The sequence below is a fragment of the Muricoccus roseus genome (genome assembly GCF_900141905.1).
GTDB classification, from domain to species: domain Bacteria; phylum Pseudomonadota; class Alphaproteobacteria; order Acetobacterales; family Acetobacteraceae; genus Roseomonas; species Roseomonas rosea.
Window position 1 is genome coordinate 175,205 of the sequence record NZ_FQZF01000002.1, and the last position, 14,527, is coordinate 189,731.

The following is a 14,527-nucleotide window of genomic DNA, read 5'->3' on the forward strand; positions in this document are numbered from 1 at the left end:
CATGTCGGACGCCCTCATCCGCAACCGCTACTTCGACGAGCTGACCGCCACGCCGGACCTGGCCTGGATGGGCCAGAACACCAACCACATCCCGGCGCATCCGGCGGTGCGCGCTGCCATGATCCAGGCGATCGAGGGCGGCGAGTTCAACGCCTATGGCCCGCCGCTCGGCTTCGAGGCGCTGCGGGCCGCCATCGTGGCGGATCTGGGCGTGGAGGGGGCGGAGGCGCTGGTGACGGAGGGCGGGGTGAATGCCCTGGCCCTGGTCTGCCGCGCCCGCTGCAAGCCCGGCACCACCTTCGTCACCACCGACCCCACCTGGAAATGGCCCTGCCTCTTCGCCCGCCAGGCGGGTGCCGAGGTGATCGAGATCCCGATCTACGACCCGGCCTGCGACTACAAGCTGACGCCCGAGGCGCTGGCCGCGGCGGTCGATGCGCGCACCGCCGTCATCTACCTCGTCGATCCGAACAACCCCCTCGGCATCCGCTACACCGCCGAGGAGATCGCGGCCTTTGCCGCCATCGCCAAGAGCTGCGGCGCGCTGCTGGTGCATGACTGCACCTATCGCGACTTCGCCGAGGGCCATCACCCCGCGCTGCGCGTCGCGCCGGAACACTCGGTCGTATCGCTCTCCTTCTCCAAATGGCTCGGCCTCGCGGGCATGCGGATCGGCGCGCTGGTCACGCCGCGCGCGCTGTTCGACGAATTCGCGGCCCAGGCGACCAGCGTGCTCGGCGCCAGCGTCATTGCGCAGCGCGCGGCGCTGGCCGGGCTTTCGGTGAAGGCCGAATGGATGGAGGAGGTGCGCCGGATCGACACGGCCAACAAGGCGATGATCCGAGAGGCCGCCGAGGCCATCGGCCTCACCCTCCCGGTCTGGCCCAGTCACGGCAACTTCCTGGTAATCGAAACCGGCGCGGCCGGGCTGCGGCCGGAGGCGCTGGTGGAGGCCGCGCGCCGCCGCGGCATCATGATCCGCCAGGGCACCTATCACACCGCGCGCTTCGGGGACCGCTTCATCAAGGTCAGCACCTCCGTGCCCACCGAATGGGCTGAGCGCCTCCGCGATGCCTTCCCCGCCATCGCGGAAGAGGCGCGCACGATGAACGACCTGCCGCCGCAGTTCTGAGGAGCACTGCCATGCCCCGCATCACCACCCCCGACGGGATCGGCCTCCACTACGAGGAGGTGGGGGAGGGGATCCCCATCCTCTTCATTCACGAGTTTGGCGGCAACCATGAGAGCTGGGAGCCGCAGATGCGGTTCTTCACGCGCCGCTACCGCTGCATCACCTACGCTGCGCGCGGATACCCGCCCTCCGACGTGCCGGGTGATGTGGAGGCATACTCCCAGGCCCTCGCGGTGGCCGATGCGGTGGCGGTGCTCGACGGGCTGGGGATCGCGAAGGCCCATATCGTGGGCCTCTCCATGGGCGGCTTCTGCACCGTCCATTTCGGCATCCACCACCCCGATCGCGCCCTGTCGCTCACCGTGGCCGGTGCAGGCTATGGCTGCGAGAAGGAGCATGAGGAGTATTTCCGCGGCGTCTCGCGCGAGGTGGCGGACCAGTTCCAGACTCTGGGGGCCAAGGCCTTCGCGCCCGTCTACGGCTCCGGCGCTTCCCGCGTGCAGTTCCAGAACAAGGACCCGCGTGGCTGGCAGGAGTTCGTGCAGCGCCTGGCCACGCATTCTGATACCGGCGCCGCCAATACCATGCGCGGCGTCCAGGCCCGCCGCCCCTCCTTCTGGGACCTGGAGGAGGAGCTGAAGCGGATGATGGTACCCACCCTGGTGGTGGTGGGCGACGAGGACGACCACTGCCTGCAGCCCGGCATTTTCCTGAAGAAGACCATTCCGGCCAGCGGCCTCTCCGTCCTCCCCAAGACCGGCCACACGCTGAATCTGGAGGAGCCCGCCGCCTTCAACGCCCTCCTGGCCGAGTTCTTCGTCCAGGTGGAGGCCGGCGCCTGGAAGCCGCGTGACCCACGCGCCCTGCCGGGCCAGGTGATGAAGACGAAGTGACCCGTGCGATGCCCCGCATCGACGCCGATCGCCTCTGGGCCCGCCTCATGGCCCTGGCCGAAATTGGCGCCACGCCGGCGGGCGGCGTGAACCGCCAGGCGCTGAGCGCGGGCGAGATCGAGGCCTGGCGCCTCCTGATCGGCTGGGCCGAGGCGGCGGGCATGCAGGCCTCCACCGATCCGGCGGGGAACCTCTTCCTCGTTCTGCCCGGGCGCGACCGCGGCCTGCCGCCTCTGATGATGGGCAGCCATATCGACACCCAGCCGACGGGCGGAAAGTTCGACGGCGCCTTCGGCGTGCTCGCCGCGCTGGAAGCCGCCGAAAGCCTGGACGCTACCCCCGAGCGGGACGTGGTGGTGGTGGCCTGGATGAATGAGGAAGGCAGCCGCTTCGCCCCGGGCATGATGGGCTCGGAAGCCTTCGCCGGCGTCCGTGCGCTGGAGGAGGTCCTGGCGGCCCGCGACGCGGCTGGCACCACCGTCGCCGAGGCACTGGCCACGCTGCAGGCGGCCTTTCCGCATCTCCCCTGCCGTCCCCTCGGCTTTCCCATCGGCTTCTACCTGGAGCCGCATATCGAGCAGGGACCGCTGCTGGAGCAGCGCGGCACGCCCATCGGCATCGTCACGGGAATCCAGGGCAAGAAGACCTATGAAATCGCGGTGGAGGGCGCGGAGGGCCATGCGGGCACGCTCGACATGGCCGACCGCCGCGACGCCCTGGCCGCCTTCGCCCGCATGGCCAATGCCATGTTCCGGGAGGTAGGGGCCGCCGACCCCGCCGTGAAGTTCACCATCGGCATGGCGCGCGTGGAGCCCAACGCGCCTTCCGTCGTGCCGTCGCGCGTGACCTTCCGTATCGACCTGCGCCACCCGGAGAATGCCGCGCTGGACGCCTTCGGTACCCGGCTGGAGGCGCTGGCGGAAGCCCACGCCCCGCCCTGCACGGTGCAGGTGAAGGTGCTGGTGGATGCGCCCTCCAACGAATTCGATCCGGATCTTCGCGCCCGGATCGCCGCCGGCGCCGAGGCGCTGGGCCACCCGGCCATGCCCATCCTCTCCGCAGCGGGGCACGATGCCCGTCACATGGCGCCGCTCTGCCCCTCCGCCATGATCTTCATCCCCTGCCGCGGTGGCGTGAGCCATGCGGAGCACGAATGGGCCGAACCCGCCCATGTGGCCGCAGGCGCCGCCGTGCTTGCCGAGGTGGCGGCCAGCCTCGTCCTGGAAGAGGAGACCGCCGCATGATCGACATGGCCGAGCTGCCCGTGCAGCTTCCCGAAGCGCCGCGCAGCGCCGCCGCCGCCCGGGCGCGCTTCTTCAACTCGGGCAACGCCTTCAACATCAAGCTGCCGCCCGTGCCCGCCGCCGGTTTCGCCGCGGTGCTGGCAGCGGCGGATGCGCCGGATGCCCCCACGGGCCTCCATGCCTGCGACCAGTCCGCCGCCATGGGCTGCCCCTTCCCAGCCACGACCCCGCTCATGCTGGCGCGCTATGCCCGGATCCGCGCGGGCGAGGCACTCGGCCTCGCCCTGCGGGCCACTGGCCTCATCGCCCATGTGCTGCACGGGGAAGGGGAGGTGGAGGGGCCGGATGGCTTTGCCTGGGGCCCGGGTGACATTGTCCTGCTCCCCGGCGACCGGCCGCTCAGCCTGCGCGCCACCGCCGACGCCCTGCTCTGGATTGTCACGAACGAACCGATGCTGGCGCTGGACGGCGCGCTGCCGGGGCCGGCGCCAGTCGAAGCCGTGCATTACCCCGCGGCGGAGATCGAGCGGCAACTCGCGTTGCTGGCGACGACCACCACCAACCCGAACACCTCCGGCCTCGCCCTGATCTTCTCTTCCGACCGGTTCGAGGCCGCGCGGAACATCACGCCGACGCTGACCCTCTCCCTGAACACCCTTTCGCCGGGGAAGGACCAGCCGCCGCACCGGCACAACTCCGCGGCCATCACCCTCGCCCTGCGCGGGGAGAACTGCCACTCCATGGTCGGCGGGCAGCGCTGCCCCTGGACCACCGGCTCCACCCTCGTCACCCCACCGGGGGAGGCGCATTCGCACCACAATGGCGGCGCCGTCGGGGCGCGCTTCCTCATCGTGCAGGATGGCGGGCTGCACTACCACGCCCGCACCATGGGCTTCGCCTTCCTGGGCGGCTGAGCGCGCCAGCCTGCCCAGGATCGCGCCAACCCGGGCCGCGCGTGACCAGCAAACGGGCGAGGACGGCCACGCCACGGGGCGATCCTATGGCACATGGATTGCCCAGAGGAGGGCCGATCCAGAAGAAGCCGTCCGGAATGCCAGACCCCCAGGATACGCCGTTCGTCGCCGGCCTGTTCCATGTCGCGATCAAGACCAGCGACCTCGCGGCCACCCTTCGCTTCTACAAGGGGGTCATGGGGCTGGCCGATGCCCGCCGCCCTGATTTCGGCTATCCCGGCGCCTGGCTGGCCGTGCCGCTGCCCGGCGGCCAGGCGCTCATGCACATCTATGCCGGCGGCCCCGCGCTCGGGCCGGAAGGCGTGGCCCCGCGGGGCACGGCCGCCATCGACCATGTCTCGCTCGCCTGCCGGGGCTATCACGGCTTCATCGCCCGCTTTCGCGAGGCCGGGCTGGACTGGCGCGAGTTCCTCGTCCCCGGCACCAGCCTTTGGCAGCTCTTCGTCTACGACCCCTCCGGCGTGCAGCTGGAGCTGACCTTCGAGGGCAGCACCGAGGCCGGCCCGCCGCCGGACATGTCCGATGGCCGCCGCTACGTCGCCGGCGCCTCCTTCTTCGATCCCGCCACCTATCCGAAGCTCTCCTGAAGGGCCGCCGCCATGAACCGTCGCAGCCTCCTCGGCACCACCCTCGCCACGCCTTTCCTGGCCCACGCCGCCTTCGCCGCCGATACGGTAAAGGTCGCGGTGTTCAACGTCTCCTCTGCGCTGCCCTTCTATGTCGCGCGCGAACGCGGCTTCTTCGCCGAGGCCGGGATCGCGGCGGAGGCCGTGCCCTTGCAGGCCGCGCCGCTGATCGTGCAGGCCATGGTGTCCGGCGATGTGGACGGGGCCTCGAACCTCGTCACGCTCGAGGGCGCGAACATCAATTCGCGCCGGGCCAACACCGCCGTCTACATCGCGCTGAACGGCCAGAGCGCGCGTTACCAGATGGAGCAGTTCGTCGTCCGCCCGGGATGGGCGGCCAGCAGCCTGAAGGAACTGAAGGGCGCCCGCATCCTCTCCGCGCCCGGCCCCGCCAATATGTCCGCCGCCCGCGCGGTCCTCGCCTCCGTCGGGCTGCAGGAAGGCCGGGACTACACGCTGACGGAACAGCAGATGGGCGTCCATGTCGGGGCCCTCGCCGCGGGCAGCTTCGATGCCGCCTACACGCTGGAGCCGCAGGCCACGATCGCCGAGCGGCAGGGCGCCGCGCGCCGGCTCGAGGCCGGGGTGATCGCCACCCACCTCATCGGCCGCCCCGACGCCCAGGCCTGGGCCGCCGGCGCCGCCCTGACCGGCAAGTTCCTGCAGGAGAAGCCGCAGGTGGCGCAGCGCTTCGCGGCCGCATGGGCGAGGGCCTGCGCAACCATCCGAAGCGACGCCTCCGTGCGCGAGCTGCTGGTGCCCTTCATGAACACCTCGGCCGAGCTGGCGCCCGCCATTCCCCTGGTGAACTTCCCGATGGTGAAGGACATGGCGCCGCAGGACATCGCGGACTTCCAAAAGTTCGTGGACCTTGCGGTGGCGCAGGGCGTCGTGCGCAGCGCGATCGACGTGAAATCCTTCCTGCGGCCGCTTTGAGCGGAATGGCCTTGAGCAGCATCTCCCCAAGAGAGGCTGCGGTCTCCGTCCGCGGACTCTCCAAGGCCTATCGGGGCCAGCCCGTGCATGACGGGCTGAATCTCGACCTCCGCCGTGGCGACATCCTCTCCGTCTTCGGCCCGAATGGCTGCGGCAAATCCACCCTCATCAACATGATGGCGGGGCTGCTGGAGGCCGATGCGGGATCGGTGTTGTTCGACGGCCGGACGGTGCGGGAGGCCCGCATCGGCTATGTCTTCCAGAACTACCGCGAGGCGCTGCTGCCCTGGCGCCGCGCCGCCGATAACATCCGCTATCCCCTGAAGCTCATGGGCCAGCCCCGCGCCCGGATCGAGCAGCGGCTGGAGGCGCTAAGCTCCGCCTTCCAGGTGCGCTTCGACCTCAACCGCTACCCTTACGAGATGTCAGGCGGCCAGCAGCAGCTCGTTTCCGTCATGCGGGCCCTGGCGGTGGAGCCGGAGGTGCTCTTCCTGGACGAGCCCTTCTCCGCCCTGGACTACGAGACGACGCTATCCCTGCGGGAGCTGCTCGGCCGCGTGCTGAAGGAGAACCGCATCACCGCCATGCTCGTCTCCCACGACCTCGAGGAATCGATCGCCCTGGCGGACCGCGTGCTGATGCTCACCCGCCGTCCCGCGCGCATCGTGGACGACGTGCCGGTGCCGCTGGCCTGGCCGCGAGACGCGGCCACGCTCTCCTCGCCGGAGTTTGTCGCCATCAAGAAGCGCTGCCTGGATGTCTTCACCGCCTCTGTCCGCGCCCGGCCGGAGGCGGCGTGATGCGGGGGCTGCTTCCGCCGCTACTCGGCGCCGCGGGATTCATCGCGTTCTGGCAGGTGGCGGTGCTGCTCCGCGTCGCCGATCCCGTGCTGCTGCCCTCACCGGCGGAGACGGCGCGCGACACCTGGGCGGCCTTCGCCACCGGTACGCTGGCGCAGGACCTGATGCGCACGGTCTGGCGCACCCTCCTCTCCTTCGCCATTGCCTCCGCGATCGGCGTGCCACTGGGCGTGGCGCTCGGTGCGCGGGAGAGGCTCTACCGCGCCGTCGAGTTCGTGGTGGACTTCTTCCGCTCCACCCCCGCCTCTGCCCTCTTCCCTCTTTTCCTCGTGCTCTTCGGCACGGGGGAGGCGACGAAGATTGCGGTGGCCGCCTTCGGGGCCGCTCTCGTGATCCTGTTCAACGCCGCCTATGGGGTGATGAACGCCCGACGCACCCGCGTGCTGGCCGCGAAGGTGATGGGGGCTGGACCGATGCGTCTCCTGACCGACGTGCTGGTCTGGGAAGCCCTGCCGCAGATCTTGGTGGGCATGCGCCAGGGCGTCTCGCTCGCCCTGGTCATCGTGGTGGTGGCGGAGATGTTCATCGGCTCCACCGACGGCATCGGGCAGCGCGTGATCAATGCCCAGATGCTGTTCGAGAGCGGGCTGATGTATGGCGCCATCTTCGTGGCCGGCGCCCTGGGCTACGCGCTGAACCTGCTGTTTCTCGTCATCGAGAAGCGCTTCGTCCATTGGTCCGGGAAGTAGCCGCGGCCACTCCCCGGATGACCCAGCCTAGTTCCCGCCGTGGCGGACAAGATGCGCGGCCAGGGCCGGCACCCGCTCGGACAGCACGATCTTCTGCAGCGGGCTGCGCACCTCCCCCAGCTCGATCTGCATGTTCTCGTCGATCACCGGCGGAGAGACCCGCGACTCCTTCAGCCCCAGGCGAATGAGCGCGATGTAGCACTGCCGCGAGGCGCGCAGGACGTTCTGCAGGTCGCCCAGCACCCAGACGTTCTCCATTAGGTTCTGGGCCTGCACGATCGGCTTCACCGCCTCCACCCCGCGGGTCAGCGCGGCGCGGGCCTGGTCCGTCCGGCCGAGCATATGGGCCAGCAGCCCCTCGGCGAAGGCGCAGATCACGAGGTTCAGCGCCGAGACCTTGGCATAGTGGACGAGATGGGTGTGGCGTGTCGCCAGCTCGAAGAAGAAGAGCGCCTGCTCATAGGACTCGTCATAGAGCGAGAGATGGGCGGCCACCGTGGCGAGGGAGACGGTCCAGCGGACATGCCGCCAGTCCACCTTCGTGCCGGCATCCTCCGCAGCCTTCACGAGCGCCGCGCCTTCAGCCGTGACCGGCCCGGCCTCGGCGAGCAGCCATGCGACCCGCGTCGTTTCCACGGCGTCGAGCGATTCCGCCGGCTTCTCCAGATAGCGATGGCTCAGGATGGTGAGCGCGGCGGCCCGGAGCACGAACTCGGCTTCGGGGTGGTGGAGGTAGAAGGAGTGGGCCGCGAGCTCCAGCAGGTGGCGGGAGCGGAAGCGGGAATGATGCAGCTGCACCCGGTCGAGGAAGTTCGCGGGCGAGATGCTCAGCGCCTCGAAGAACTCTCCCCGGAGGACCCACTCCGCGGCATCGGCGAGATCGGCGCCGGATTCATCGGTGAGATGGATGTCATAGTCCTGCAGGTCATGCAGCGCCGTGACGTTCAGCGTCGCCCGTCCCCGGCTCCCCTCCGCCATCGGCAGCCAGCCCAGCTCCTGGTTGCCCAGGCGCAGCGCAACGTGCCGATCGGCCCACTCGGCCGGGGCCCGTACCGTCAGAGCGAGGGAAAGCTGGCCTTTCGTTTCCTCCGGAGATGCCTCGATCTCAATCTTTGCTTTGGTCATGATCGTCCGAATCTGGCCGCAAATTCATGCCCAACGCGGCTCGGGGCGTCAAATCCACACCGGATCGGCGTGGGTCTTGTTATCGTTCCGGAACGGGCGATGGTTGCAGCCCGGGCGGCCTTCACGCCCGCCCGTGGCAGTGCTTGTACTTCTTGCCAGAACCGCAGGGGCAGGGCGCGTTGCGCGGGGTGCGGTCCCAGGTGGAGGGATCATGGGGATCGACCCCCTCCGCCACCCGGGCGGCGGCCAGCGGGGCGGCGTTGCCATACTCGCCCAGCGCCGCGTCATAGCCGAGCAGCGGATCGCCGGAATCGGGAGCGGGATGGCGGGCATCCAGGATGCTGACGGGCTCCGGGCTCGGCATGGGCGCATCCGGGCCCAGATTCACCTGCATGAGCCAGCGCGTGGTCTCCTCGCGCATCTCGCCCAGCATGGCGTTGAACAGGTTGAACGCCTCGGACTTGTACTCGTTCAGCGGGTCCCGCTGGCCATAGGCGCGGAGCCCGATGCCCTGGCGCAGATGGTCCAGCGAGAGGAGATGGTCCTTCCACACCTTGTCGAAGACCATGAGGAGGAGGGACTTCTCCACCTCGCGCATGCGCTCGATGCCGATATTGGCGGCGCGGGCGGCATAGGAGGTCTCCGCCGCCTCCAGGATGCGCTCGCGGATCTGGGTCTCGTCGATGCCCTCCTCGCGGCTCCACTCCACCACAGGCAGGTCGAGGCCGAGGATCTCCATCACCCGGGATTGCAGGCCCTCCACGTCCCATTGCTCGGGATAGGCGTTCTCGGGAATGGCCGCGGCGACCATGTCGTCGATCACCTCGCGGCGCATCTCCGCGACGGTCTCCTGAACGTCCTGCGCCTGCATGAAGGACTTGCGCTGGGCATAGACCTCCTTGCGCTGGTCGTTCATCACGTCGTCGTATTTCAGCAGGTTCTTGCGCGTGTCGAAGTTGCGCGCCTCGACCTTCTTCTGCGCCTTCTCCAGGGCCTTGTTGATCCAGGGGTGGATGATCGCCTCCCCCTCCTTCAGCCCCAGCTTCTCCAGCATCCCGCCCATGCGGTCGCTGCCGAAGATGCGCATCAGGTCGTCTTCCAGGCTGAGGAAGAAGCGCGACGCGCCCGGGTCGCCCTGGCGGCCGGAGCGGCCACGCAGCTGGTTGTCGATGCGGCGGCTCTCATGCCGCTCCGTGCCGATCACGAAGAGGCCGCCGGCCTCCTTCACGCGCGCCGCACTGCCTTCCACCTCACGCCGGATCTCGGCGAGGCGTGCCTCGAATTCGGGGCCGTCCGGCTCGCCGGGGAAGGTGGCGCGGGCCAGCATCTCGGCATTGCCGCCCAGTTTGATGTCGGTGCCGCGGCCGGCCATGTTGGTCGCGATGGTCACGGCGCCCGGGCGCCCGGCCTGGGAGATGATCGCCGCTTCCTGCTCATGGTAGCGGGCATTCAGCACCTGGTGCGGCACGCCCTTCTTCTTGAGCAGGTCGGAGATCAGCTCCGACTTCTCGATGCTGGTCGTGCCGACGAGGCAGGGCTGGCCACGCTCGCGGCATTCCTGGATGAGGTTCGCCACCGCATCGTATTTCTCGCGCGCGGTCCGGTAGACCTCGTCGTCGGAATCGGCGCGCGCCACCGGCAGGTTGGTGGGAATCTCCACCACTTCCAGCTTATAGATCTCGGCGAACTCGTCGGCCTCGGTGGAGGCCGTGCCGGTCATGCCGGAGAGCTTGGGATAGAGGCGGAAGTAGTTCTGGAAGGTGATGGAGGCCAGCGTCTGGTTCTCGGGCTGAACCTCGACGCCCTCCTTGGCCTCCAGCGCCTGGTGCAGCCCGTCGGAATAGCGACGGCCCTCCATCATGCGGCCAGTGAACTCGTCGATGATGACGATCTTGCCGTCGCGCGAGACGATGTAGTCCACGTCGCGCGAGAAGAGGGTGTGGGCGCGCAGGCTCTGGTTCACATGGTGCACCAGCGTGACGTTGTGGAAGTCGTAGAGGTCGCCTTCCTCCAGCAGCCCCACCTCGGTGAGCGCGGCCGAGACCGCCTCGTTGCCCGCCTCCGTCAGCGAGACGGTCTTGTTCTTCTCGTCCTTCTCGAAGTTCTCGGCCTCCTGCGCGATCAGGCGCACCACCGCGTTCACGCGGTTGTAGAGGTCCGAGGTGTCGTCGGTCGGGCCGGAGATGATGAGCGGGGTGCGCGCCTCGTCGATGAGGATGCTGTCCACCTCGTCCACGATCGCATAGCTGAAAGGCCGCTGGACCATCTCGTCCAGCCGGTACTTCATGTTGTCGCGCAGGTAATCGAAGCCGAACTCGTTGTTCGTGCCGTAGGTGATGTCGCAGGCATAGGCGTCGCGGCGCTGCTGGTCCGTCTTGCCGTAGACGATCGTGTCCACCGTCAGGCCCAGCCAGTTGTAGAGGCGGCCCATCTCCTCGGCGTCGCGGCTGGCGAGGTAGTCGTTCACCGTCACCAGGTGCACGCCCTTGCCCGTCAGGCCGTTGAGATAGGCGGGCAGCGTCGCGACGAGGGTCTTGCCCTCGCCGGTCTTCATCTCCGCGATGCGGCCCTCATGCAGGACCATGCCGCCGATGAGCTGCACGTCGAAGTGCCGCATGCCCAGCACGCGCTTGGAGGCCTCCCGGCACACCGCGAAAGCTTCGGGCAATAGGTTGTCCAGCGCCTCACCATTGGCGAGGCGTTGCCGGAACTCAGGGGTCTTGGCCTTCAGCGCCTCGTCGGAGAGGGCGGCCATCTGGGGTTCCAGCGCGTTGATGGCCGGCACCCGCGACCGGTAGGCCTTGAGGGCGCGGTCATTCGAGGTGCCGAGGATGGCGCGGGCGAGGCGGGCGAACATCGGGGCAGGCGGTCTCCGGGCAACGCCAGGGGGGCCGCCACCGAAGGACCGCGGCGCGGCCGGCAGGAGGGGGGCGCACGAGCCCTGTGTGCGAGGGGGAGAGATAGGGAAGGGGGGCCGGTCGGTCAACGAAAGGGCACGCTCCGGCGGCCGGGACGCCGGGTTGTGATGGGCGGCGCGCCCCAGGGGCGCCTTGTGACGGAACGACCCGTCCGCCATGTTGCGCCCCCTTCCGCCGAGGCTTTGACCCCAGATGCGTCGCCTTCTCCTCTCCACCGCCCTGATCCCGGCCGTCCTCTCCGGCGGGCTCGCCTTCGCCCAGGTCCCCGCCCCGAGCCCGGCCCAGCGGCCCGCCGCGCCGCCAGCCAGCGCCCCGGCCGCCAACGCCCCGGCTGCCAGCCCCCCGGCTTCCAACACCCCGGCTGCCAACGCCCCAGCCGCCAACCCCCAGCCGGCGGACCCTGTGGTGGCCCGGGTGGATGGCCAGGAGATCCGCCTCTCGGACGTGCGCGATGCCGCGAACGAGCTGCCGGACGAGCTGAAGAACGCCCCGCCCGCCATGCTCTACCCCCTGATCGTGGACCAGCTGGTGGCCCAGAAGGCCCTGGTCGCCCGCGCGCGCGCCGAGGGGCTGCAGAACGATCCGGAGGTGCAGCGCCGCATCGCCCGCGCCACCGACCAGGAGCTGCAGCAGGCCATCCTCCGCCGCGAGGTGGGCCCGGCCCTGACCGAGCAGGCCCTGCGCCAGCGCTATGACCGCGATTCTGCGAACCGCCGGGGGGAAGAGGAGGTGCATGCCCGCCACATCCTCGTCCCCACCGAAGCCGCGGCGCGCGAGGCGCTCGAGGAGGTCCGCCGCCCCGGCACCGACTTCGCCGAGGTGGCCCGGCGCCGTTCCACCGGCCCCGGCGCGCAGCAGGGCGGCGATCTTGGCTTCTTCAAGAAGTCCGACATGATCCCCGAATTCGCCGAGGCCGCCTTCGCCCTCCAGCCCGGCCAGATCAGCGAGAACCCGATCCAGACCCCCTTCGGCTGGCATGTCATCAAGGTGGAGGGGCGCCGCACCGCCGCGGCCGCGAGCTTCGAGGACAGCCAGGAGGCTCTGCGCCAGGCCGCCTTCGAGGAGACGGTGAACGCCGCCGTGGAGCGCATCCGCAGCGCGGCGCGGGTGGAACGCTTCAACCTGGACGGCTCGCCCCAGCGCCCGCCCAGCCTGCTCGACGGCGCCTCCCCCCCGTCGCCCACCGCCCAGCCGCCGGCGGCCAGCCCCACCCCCACCCCGGCCCAGCGGCGCTAAGCGGAAAGGAGGCGCCACATGGCCAAGGACCTGCCCGTCTCCCCCCTGAAGGTGGAGCTGCCGCCCCTGCCGCCGGTGAAGGGCGTGCGCCTCGGCGTCGCCGCCGCCGGGCTGCGCTACCAGGGCCGCCCGGACGTGATGATGATGGAGTTCGCCCCCGGCACCACGGTCGCGGGCGTCTTCACCAGCAACAAGTGCCCCGGTGCCCCGGTGGATTGGTGCCGCACCGCCTTGAAGGGCGAGGCGGCCCGCGCGCTGGTCGTGAATGCCGGCAACGCGAATGTGTTCACCGGCCGCGCCGGGGTGGAGACGGTGGAGGCGACCGCCGCTGCCGCCGCCGCGCTCGTCGGCTCCACGCCCACCGAGGTGTTCCTGGCCAGCACGGGCGTGATCGGCCAGGTGCTGCCGCATGAGAAGCTGACCGCGGCGCTGCCCGCCCTGCACGGCGCGCTGAAGGAGAATGGCTGGGCCGATGCCGCGCGCGGCATCATGACCACCGACACCTTTCCCAAGGCCGCGATGCGCAAGGCGGCCATCCACGGCACGGAGGTGACGATCCTCGGCATCGCCAAGGGTAGCGGCATGGTCGCGCCTGATATGGCGACCATGCTGTGCTTCGTGGCGACGGACGCCGCCATCCCGGCTGCCGCGCTGCAGTCCTGCCTGCGCCAGGGCGTGGAGGCGAGCTTCAATCGCACCACGGTGGACAGCGACACCTCCACCTCGGACACGGTGCTGCTCTTCGCGACCGGACAGGCCGGGCATGACAAGGTCTCCGCCCTGTCTGGATCCGCGCTGGCGGATTTCCAGGCCCAGCTGGATGCCCTGCTGCTGGACCTCGCGCTCCAGGTGGTGCGGGATGGCGAGGGCGCCCAGAAGCTGGTGAAGGTGGCGGTGAAGGGTGCCGTCTCTGACAGTTCCGCCAAGCGCATCGGCATGGCCATCGCGAATTCGCCGCTGGTGAAGACCGCGATCGCCGGCGAGGACGCCAATTGGGGCCGCATCGTCATGGCCGTCGGCAAGGCCGGGGAGCCCGCCGACCGGGACCGCCTCTCCGTCGCCATCGGCGGCACCTGGATGGCCAGGGAAGGCGGAGTCGTCGAGGGCTATGACGAAACGCCCGTGGTCGAGCACATGAAGGGGCGCGAGATCGACATCGAGGTCGATATCGGGCTCGGAAAGGGCGAGGCCACGGTTTGGACCTGCGACCTGACCCACGGCTACATCGATATCAACGGCTCCTATCGGTCATAGGAGAGGCGGGCCTGGTCATACGTGACCGGGCCCTTCCGCCGCCCCGTGCCGCCTAGTAGCGGCGGTTACGTCCCCAGGGCTCGCATGAAATCCCGTCCTCATCGGCATCCAGGTGTTCCCAATAGCCAGGGGCGCCCCTCCGGGCGGGAGCCAGGCCGACCGCGCGGGCCGCATCGCAGTTTCTCCGGGCGCGGTAGTGCTTGATGGTAACCGCCAGCGGCCAGGGGCTCAGGACAAGATCGGCCACTGAGGATACGGTCCCTAAGGCGATCACGGCCAGCACAAGCACGAACTTTCCGCGGGCGAGGATGCGGCGGAGGCTCAGGGACCCGAGGAAATTTCCCAGGGCGGCCGTCCGGCGGCGCCGCTTCCGGCCGTACATGCGCTTCTCGACCTCGGCGCGGTCAGAAGCTCGCAGCCATGCCGGAAGATCGCTCATCGCCCCGCCCCGTCACCCCTGCACGCGACGGCTGCTGAAGTGCCCCGCGATGCCTGTTTCTCTGAAGCATGGCGTTCTGTGAACGGAAGAATCAACCGGCGGTTGTGCGTTCGACATCTCTGATTGGCTCATCCAGCACTGGCAGGAAGGCATGTGGAGCCTCGTCCGGTCGGAGAAGCGGGCCCTGGACGTCATACGTGG

At 69.5% G+C, this 14,527-nt stretch carries 13 protein-coding genes; 10 read left to right on the plus strand and 3 right to left on the minus strand.

Translation table 11 applies throughout. The annotated features are described in order from the left end of the window. Nucleotide 1: 1 nt before the first annotated feature. The 8 genes from BUB97_RS00865 to BUB97_RS00900 all read left to right on the plus strand — a co-directional run bounded on the left by BUB97_RS00865 (nucleotide 2) and on the right by BUB97_RS00900 (nucleotide 7,354). Nucleotides 2–1,132, plus strand: coding sequence for a pyridoxal phosphate-dependent aminotransferase (locus tag BUB97_RS00865; protein ID WP_073130333.1), 1,131 nt, complete (start codon nucleotides 2–4; stop codon nucleotides 1,130–1,132). 11 nt (nucleotides 1,133–1,143) lie between these two features. After that, complete coding sequence (locus BUB97_RS00870; protein ID WP_073130336.1) at nucleotides 1,144–2,025, plus strand: alpha/beta fold hydrolase; 882 nt, start codon at nucleotides 1,144–1,146, stop codon at nucleotides 2,023–2,025. Beyond that, nucleotides 2,022–3,269 carry a Zn-dependent hydrolase gene (locus tag BUB97_RS00875; protein WP_245818114.1) on the plus strand — a complete coding sequence of 416 codons (1,248 nt, stop codon included), beginning with the start codon at nucleotides 2,022–2,024 and terminating at the stop codon, nucleotides 3,267–3,269. The genes BUB97_RS00870 and BUB97_RS00875 overlap by 4 nt, the downstream gene beginning before the upstream one ends. Continuing rightward, complete coding sequence (locus tag BUB97_RS00880; RefSeq protein WP_073130341.1) at nucleotides 3,266–4,183, plus strand: cupin domain-containing protein; 918 nt, start codon at nucleotides 3,266–3,268, stop codon at nucleotides 4,181–4,183. The genes BUB97_RS00875 and BUB97_RS00880 overlap by 4 nt, the downstream gene beginning before the upstream one ends. Before the next feature lie 137 nt (nucleotides 4,184–4,320). Further along, a complete protein-coding gene (locus BUB97_RS00885; RefSeq protein ID WP_073130344.1) occupies nucleotides 4,321–4,830 on the plus strand; it encodes a VOC family protein in 510 nt (169 codons plus the stop codon). Between the two features lie 12 nt (nucleotides 4,831–4,842). Beyond that, complete coding sequence (locus tag BUB97_RS00890) at nucleotides 4,843–5,805, plus strand: ABC transporter substrate-binding protein (protein ID WP_073130347.1); 963 nt, start codon at nucleotides 4,843–4,845, stop codon at nucleotides 5,803–5,805. Nucleotides 5,806–5,816: 11 nt separating this feature from the next. Continuing rightward, entirely contained in the window at nucleotides 5,817–6,605 is a 789-nt protein-coding gene (locus tag BUB97_RS00895) for an ABC transporter ATP-binding protein (RefSeq protein WP_217659540.1), read from the plus strand. Beyond that, on the plus strand, nucleotides 6,605–7,354 hold the full coding sequence (locus BUB97_RS00900; protein ID WP_073130353.1) for an ABC transporter permease: 750 nt from the start codon (nucleotides 6,605–6,607) through the stop codon (nucleotides 7,352–7,354). The genes BUB97_RS00895 and BUB97_RS00900 overlap by 1 nt, the downstream gene beginning before the upstream one ends. 27 nt (nucleotides 7,355–7,381) lie before the next feature. Here BUB97_RS00900 and BUB97_RS00905 read toward each other — a convergent pair whose 3' ends face one another. Both BUB97_RS00905 and secA read right to left on the minus strand, forming a co-directional pair. Then, a complete protein-coding gene (locus BUB97_RS00905; RefSeq protein WP_073130359.1) occupies nucleotides 7,382–8,479 on the minus strand; it encodes a hypothetical protein in 1,098 nt (365 codons plus the stop codon). 121 nt (nucleotides 8,480–8,600) lie between these two features. Continuing rightward, a complete protein-coding gene (gene secA, locus BUB97_RS00910; RefSeq protein WP_073130361.1) occupies nucleotides 8,601–11,336 on the minus strand; it encodes a preprotein translocase subunit SecA in 2,736 nt (911 codons plus the stop codon). 253 nt (nucleotides 11,337–11,589) lie between these two features. Here secA and BUB97_RS00915 point away from each other — a divergent pair, with 253 nt between their 5' ends. After that, on the plus strand, nucleotides 11,590–12,633 hold the full coding sequence (locus tag BUB97_RS00915) for a peptidylprolyl isomerase (RefSeq protein WP_073130365.1): 1,044 nt from the start codon (nucleotides 11,590–11,592) through the stop codon (nucleotides 12,631–12,633). Nucleotides 12,634–12,651: 18 nt separating this feature from the next. Beyond that, on the plus strand, nucleotides 12,652–13,887 hold the full coding sequence (gene argJ, locus BUB97_RS00920) for a bifunctional glutamate N-acetyltransferase/amino-acid acetyltransferase ArgJ (protein ID WP_073130368.1): 1,236 nt from the start codon (nucleotides 12,652–12,654) through the stop codon (nucleotides 13,885–13,887). A gap of 52 nt (nucleotides 13,888–13,939) precedes the next feature. On the opposite strand, the gene BUB97_RS00925 is transcribed toward argJ, so the two are convergent. Continuing rightward, nucleotides 13,940–14,326, minus strand: a complete 387-nt coding sequence (locus BUB97_RS00925; protein ID WP_086061780.1) for an excalibur calcium-binding domain-containing protein — start codon at nucleotides 14,324–14,326, stop codon at nucleotides 13,940–13,942. Nucleotides 14,327–14,527: the final 201 nt, after the last annotated feature.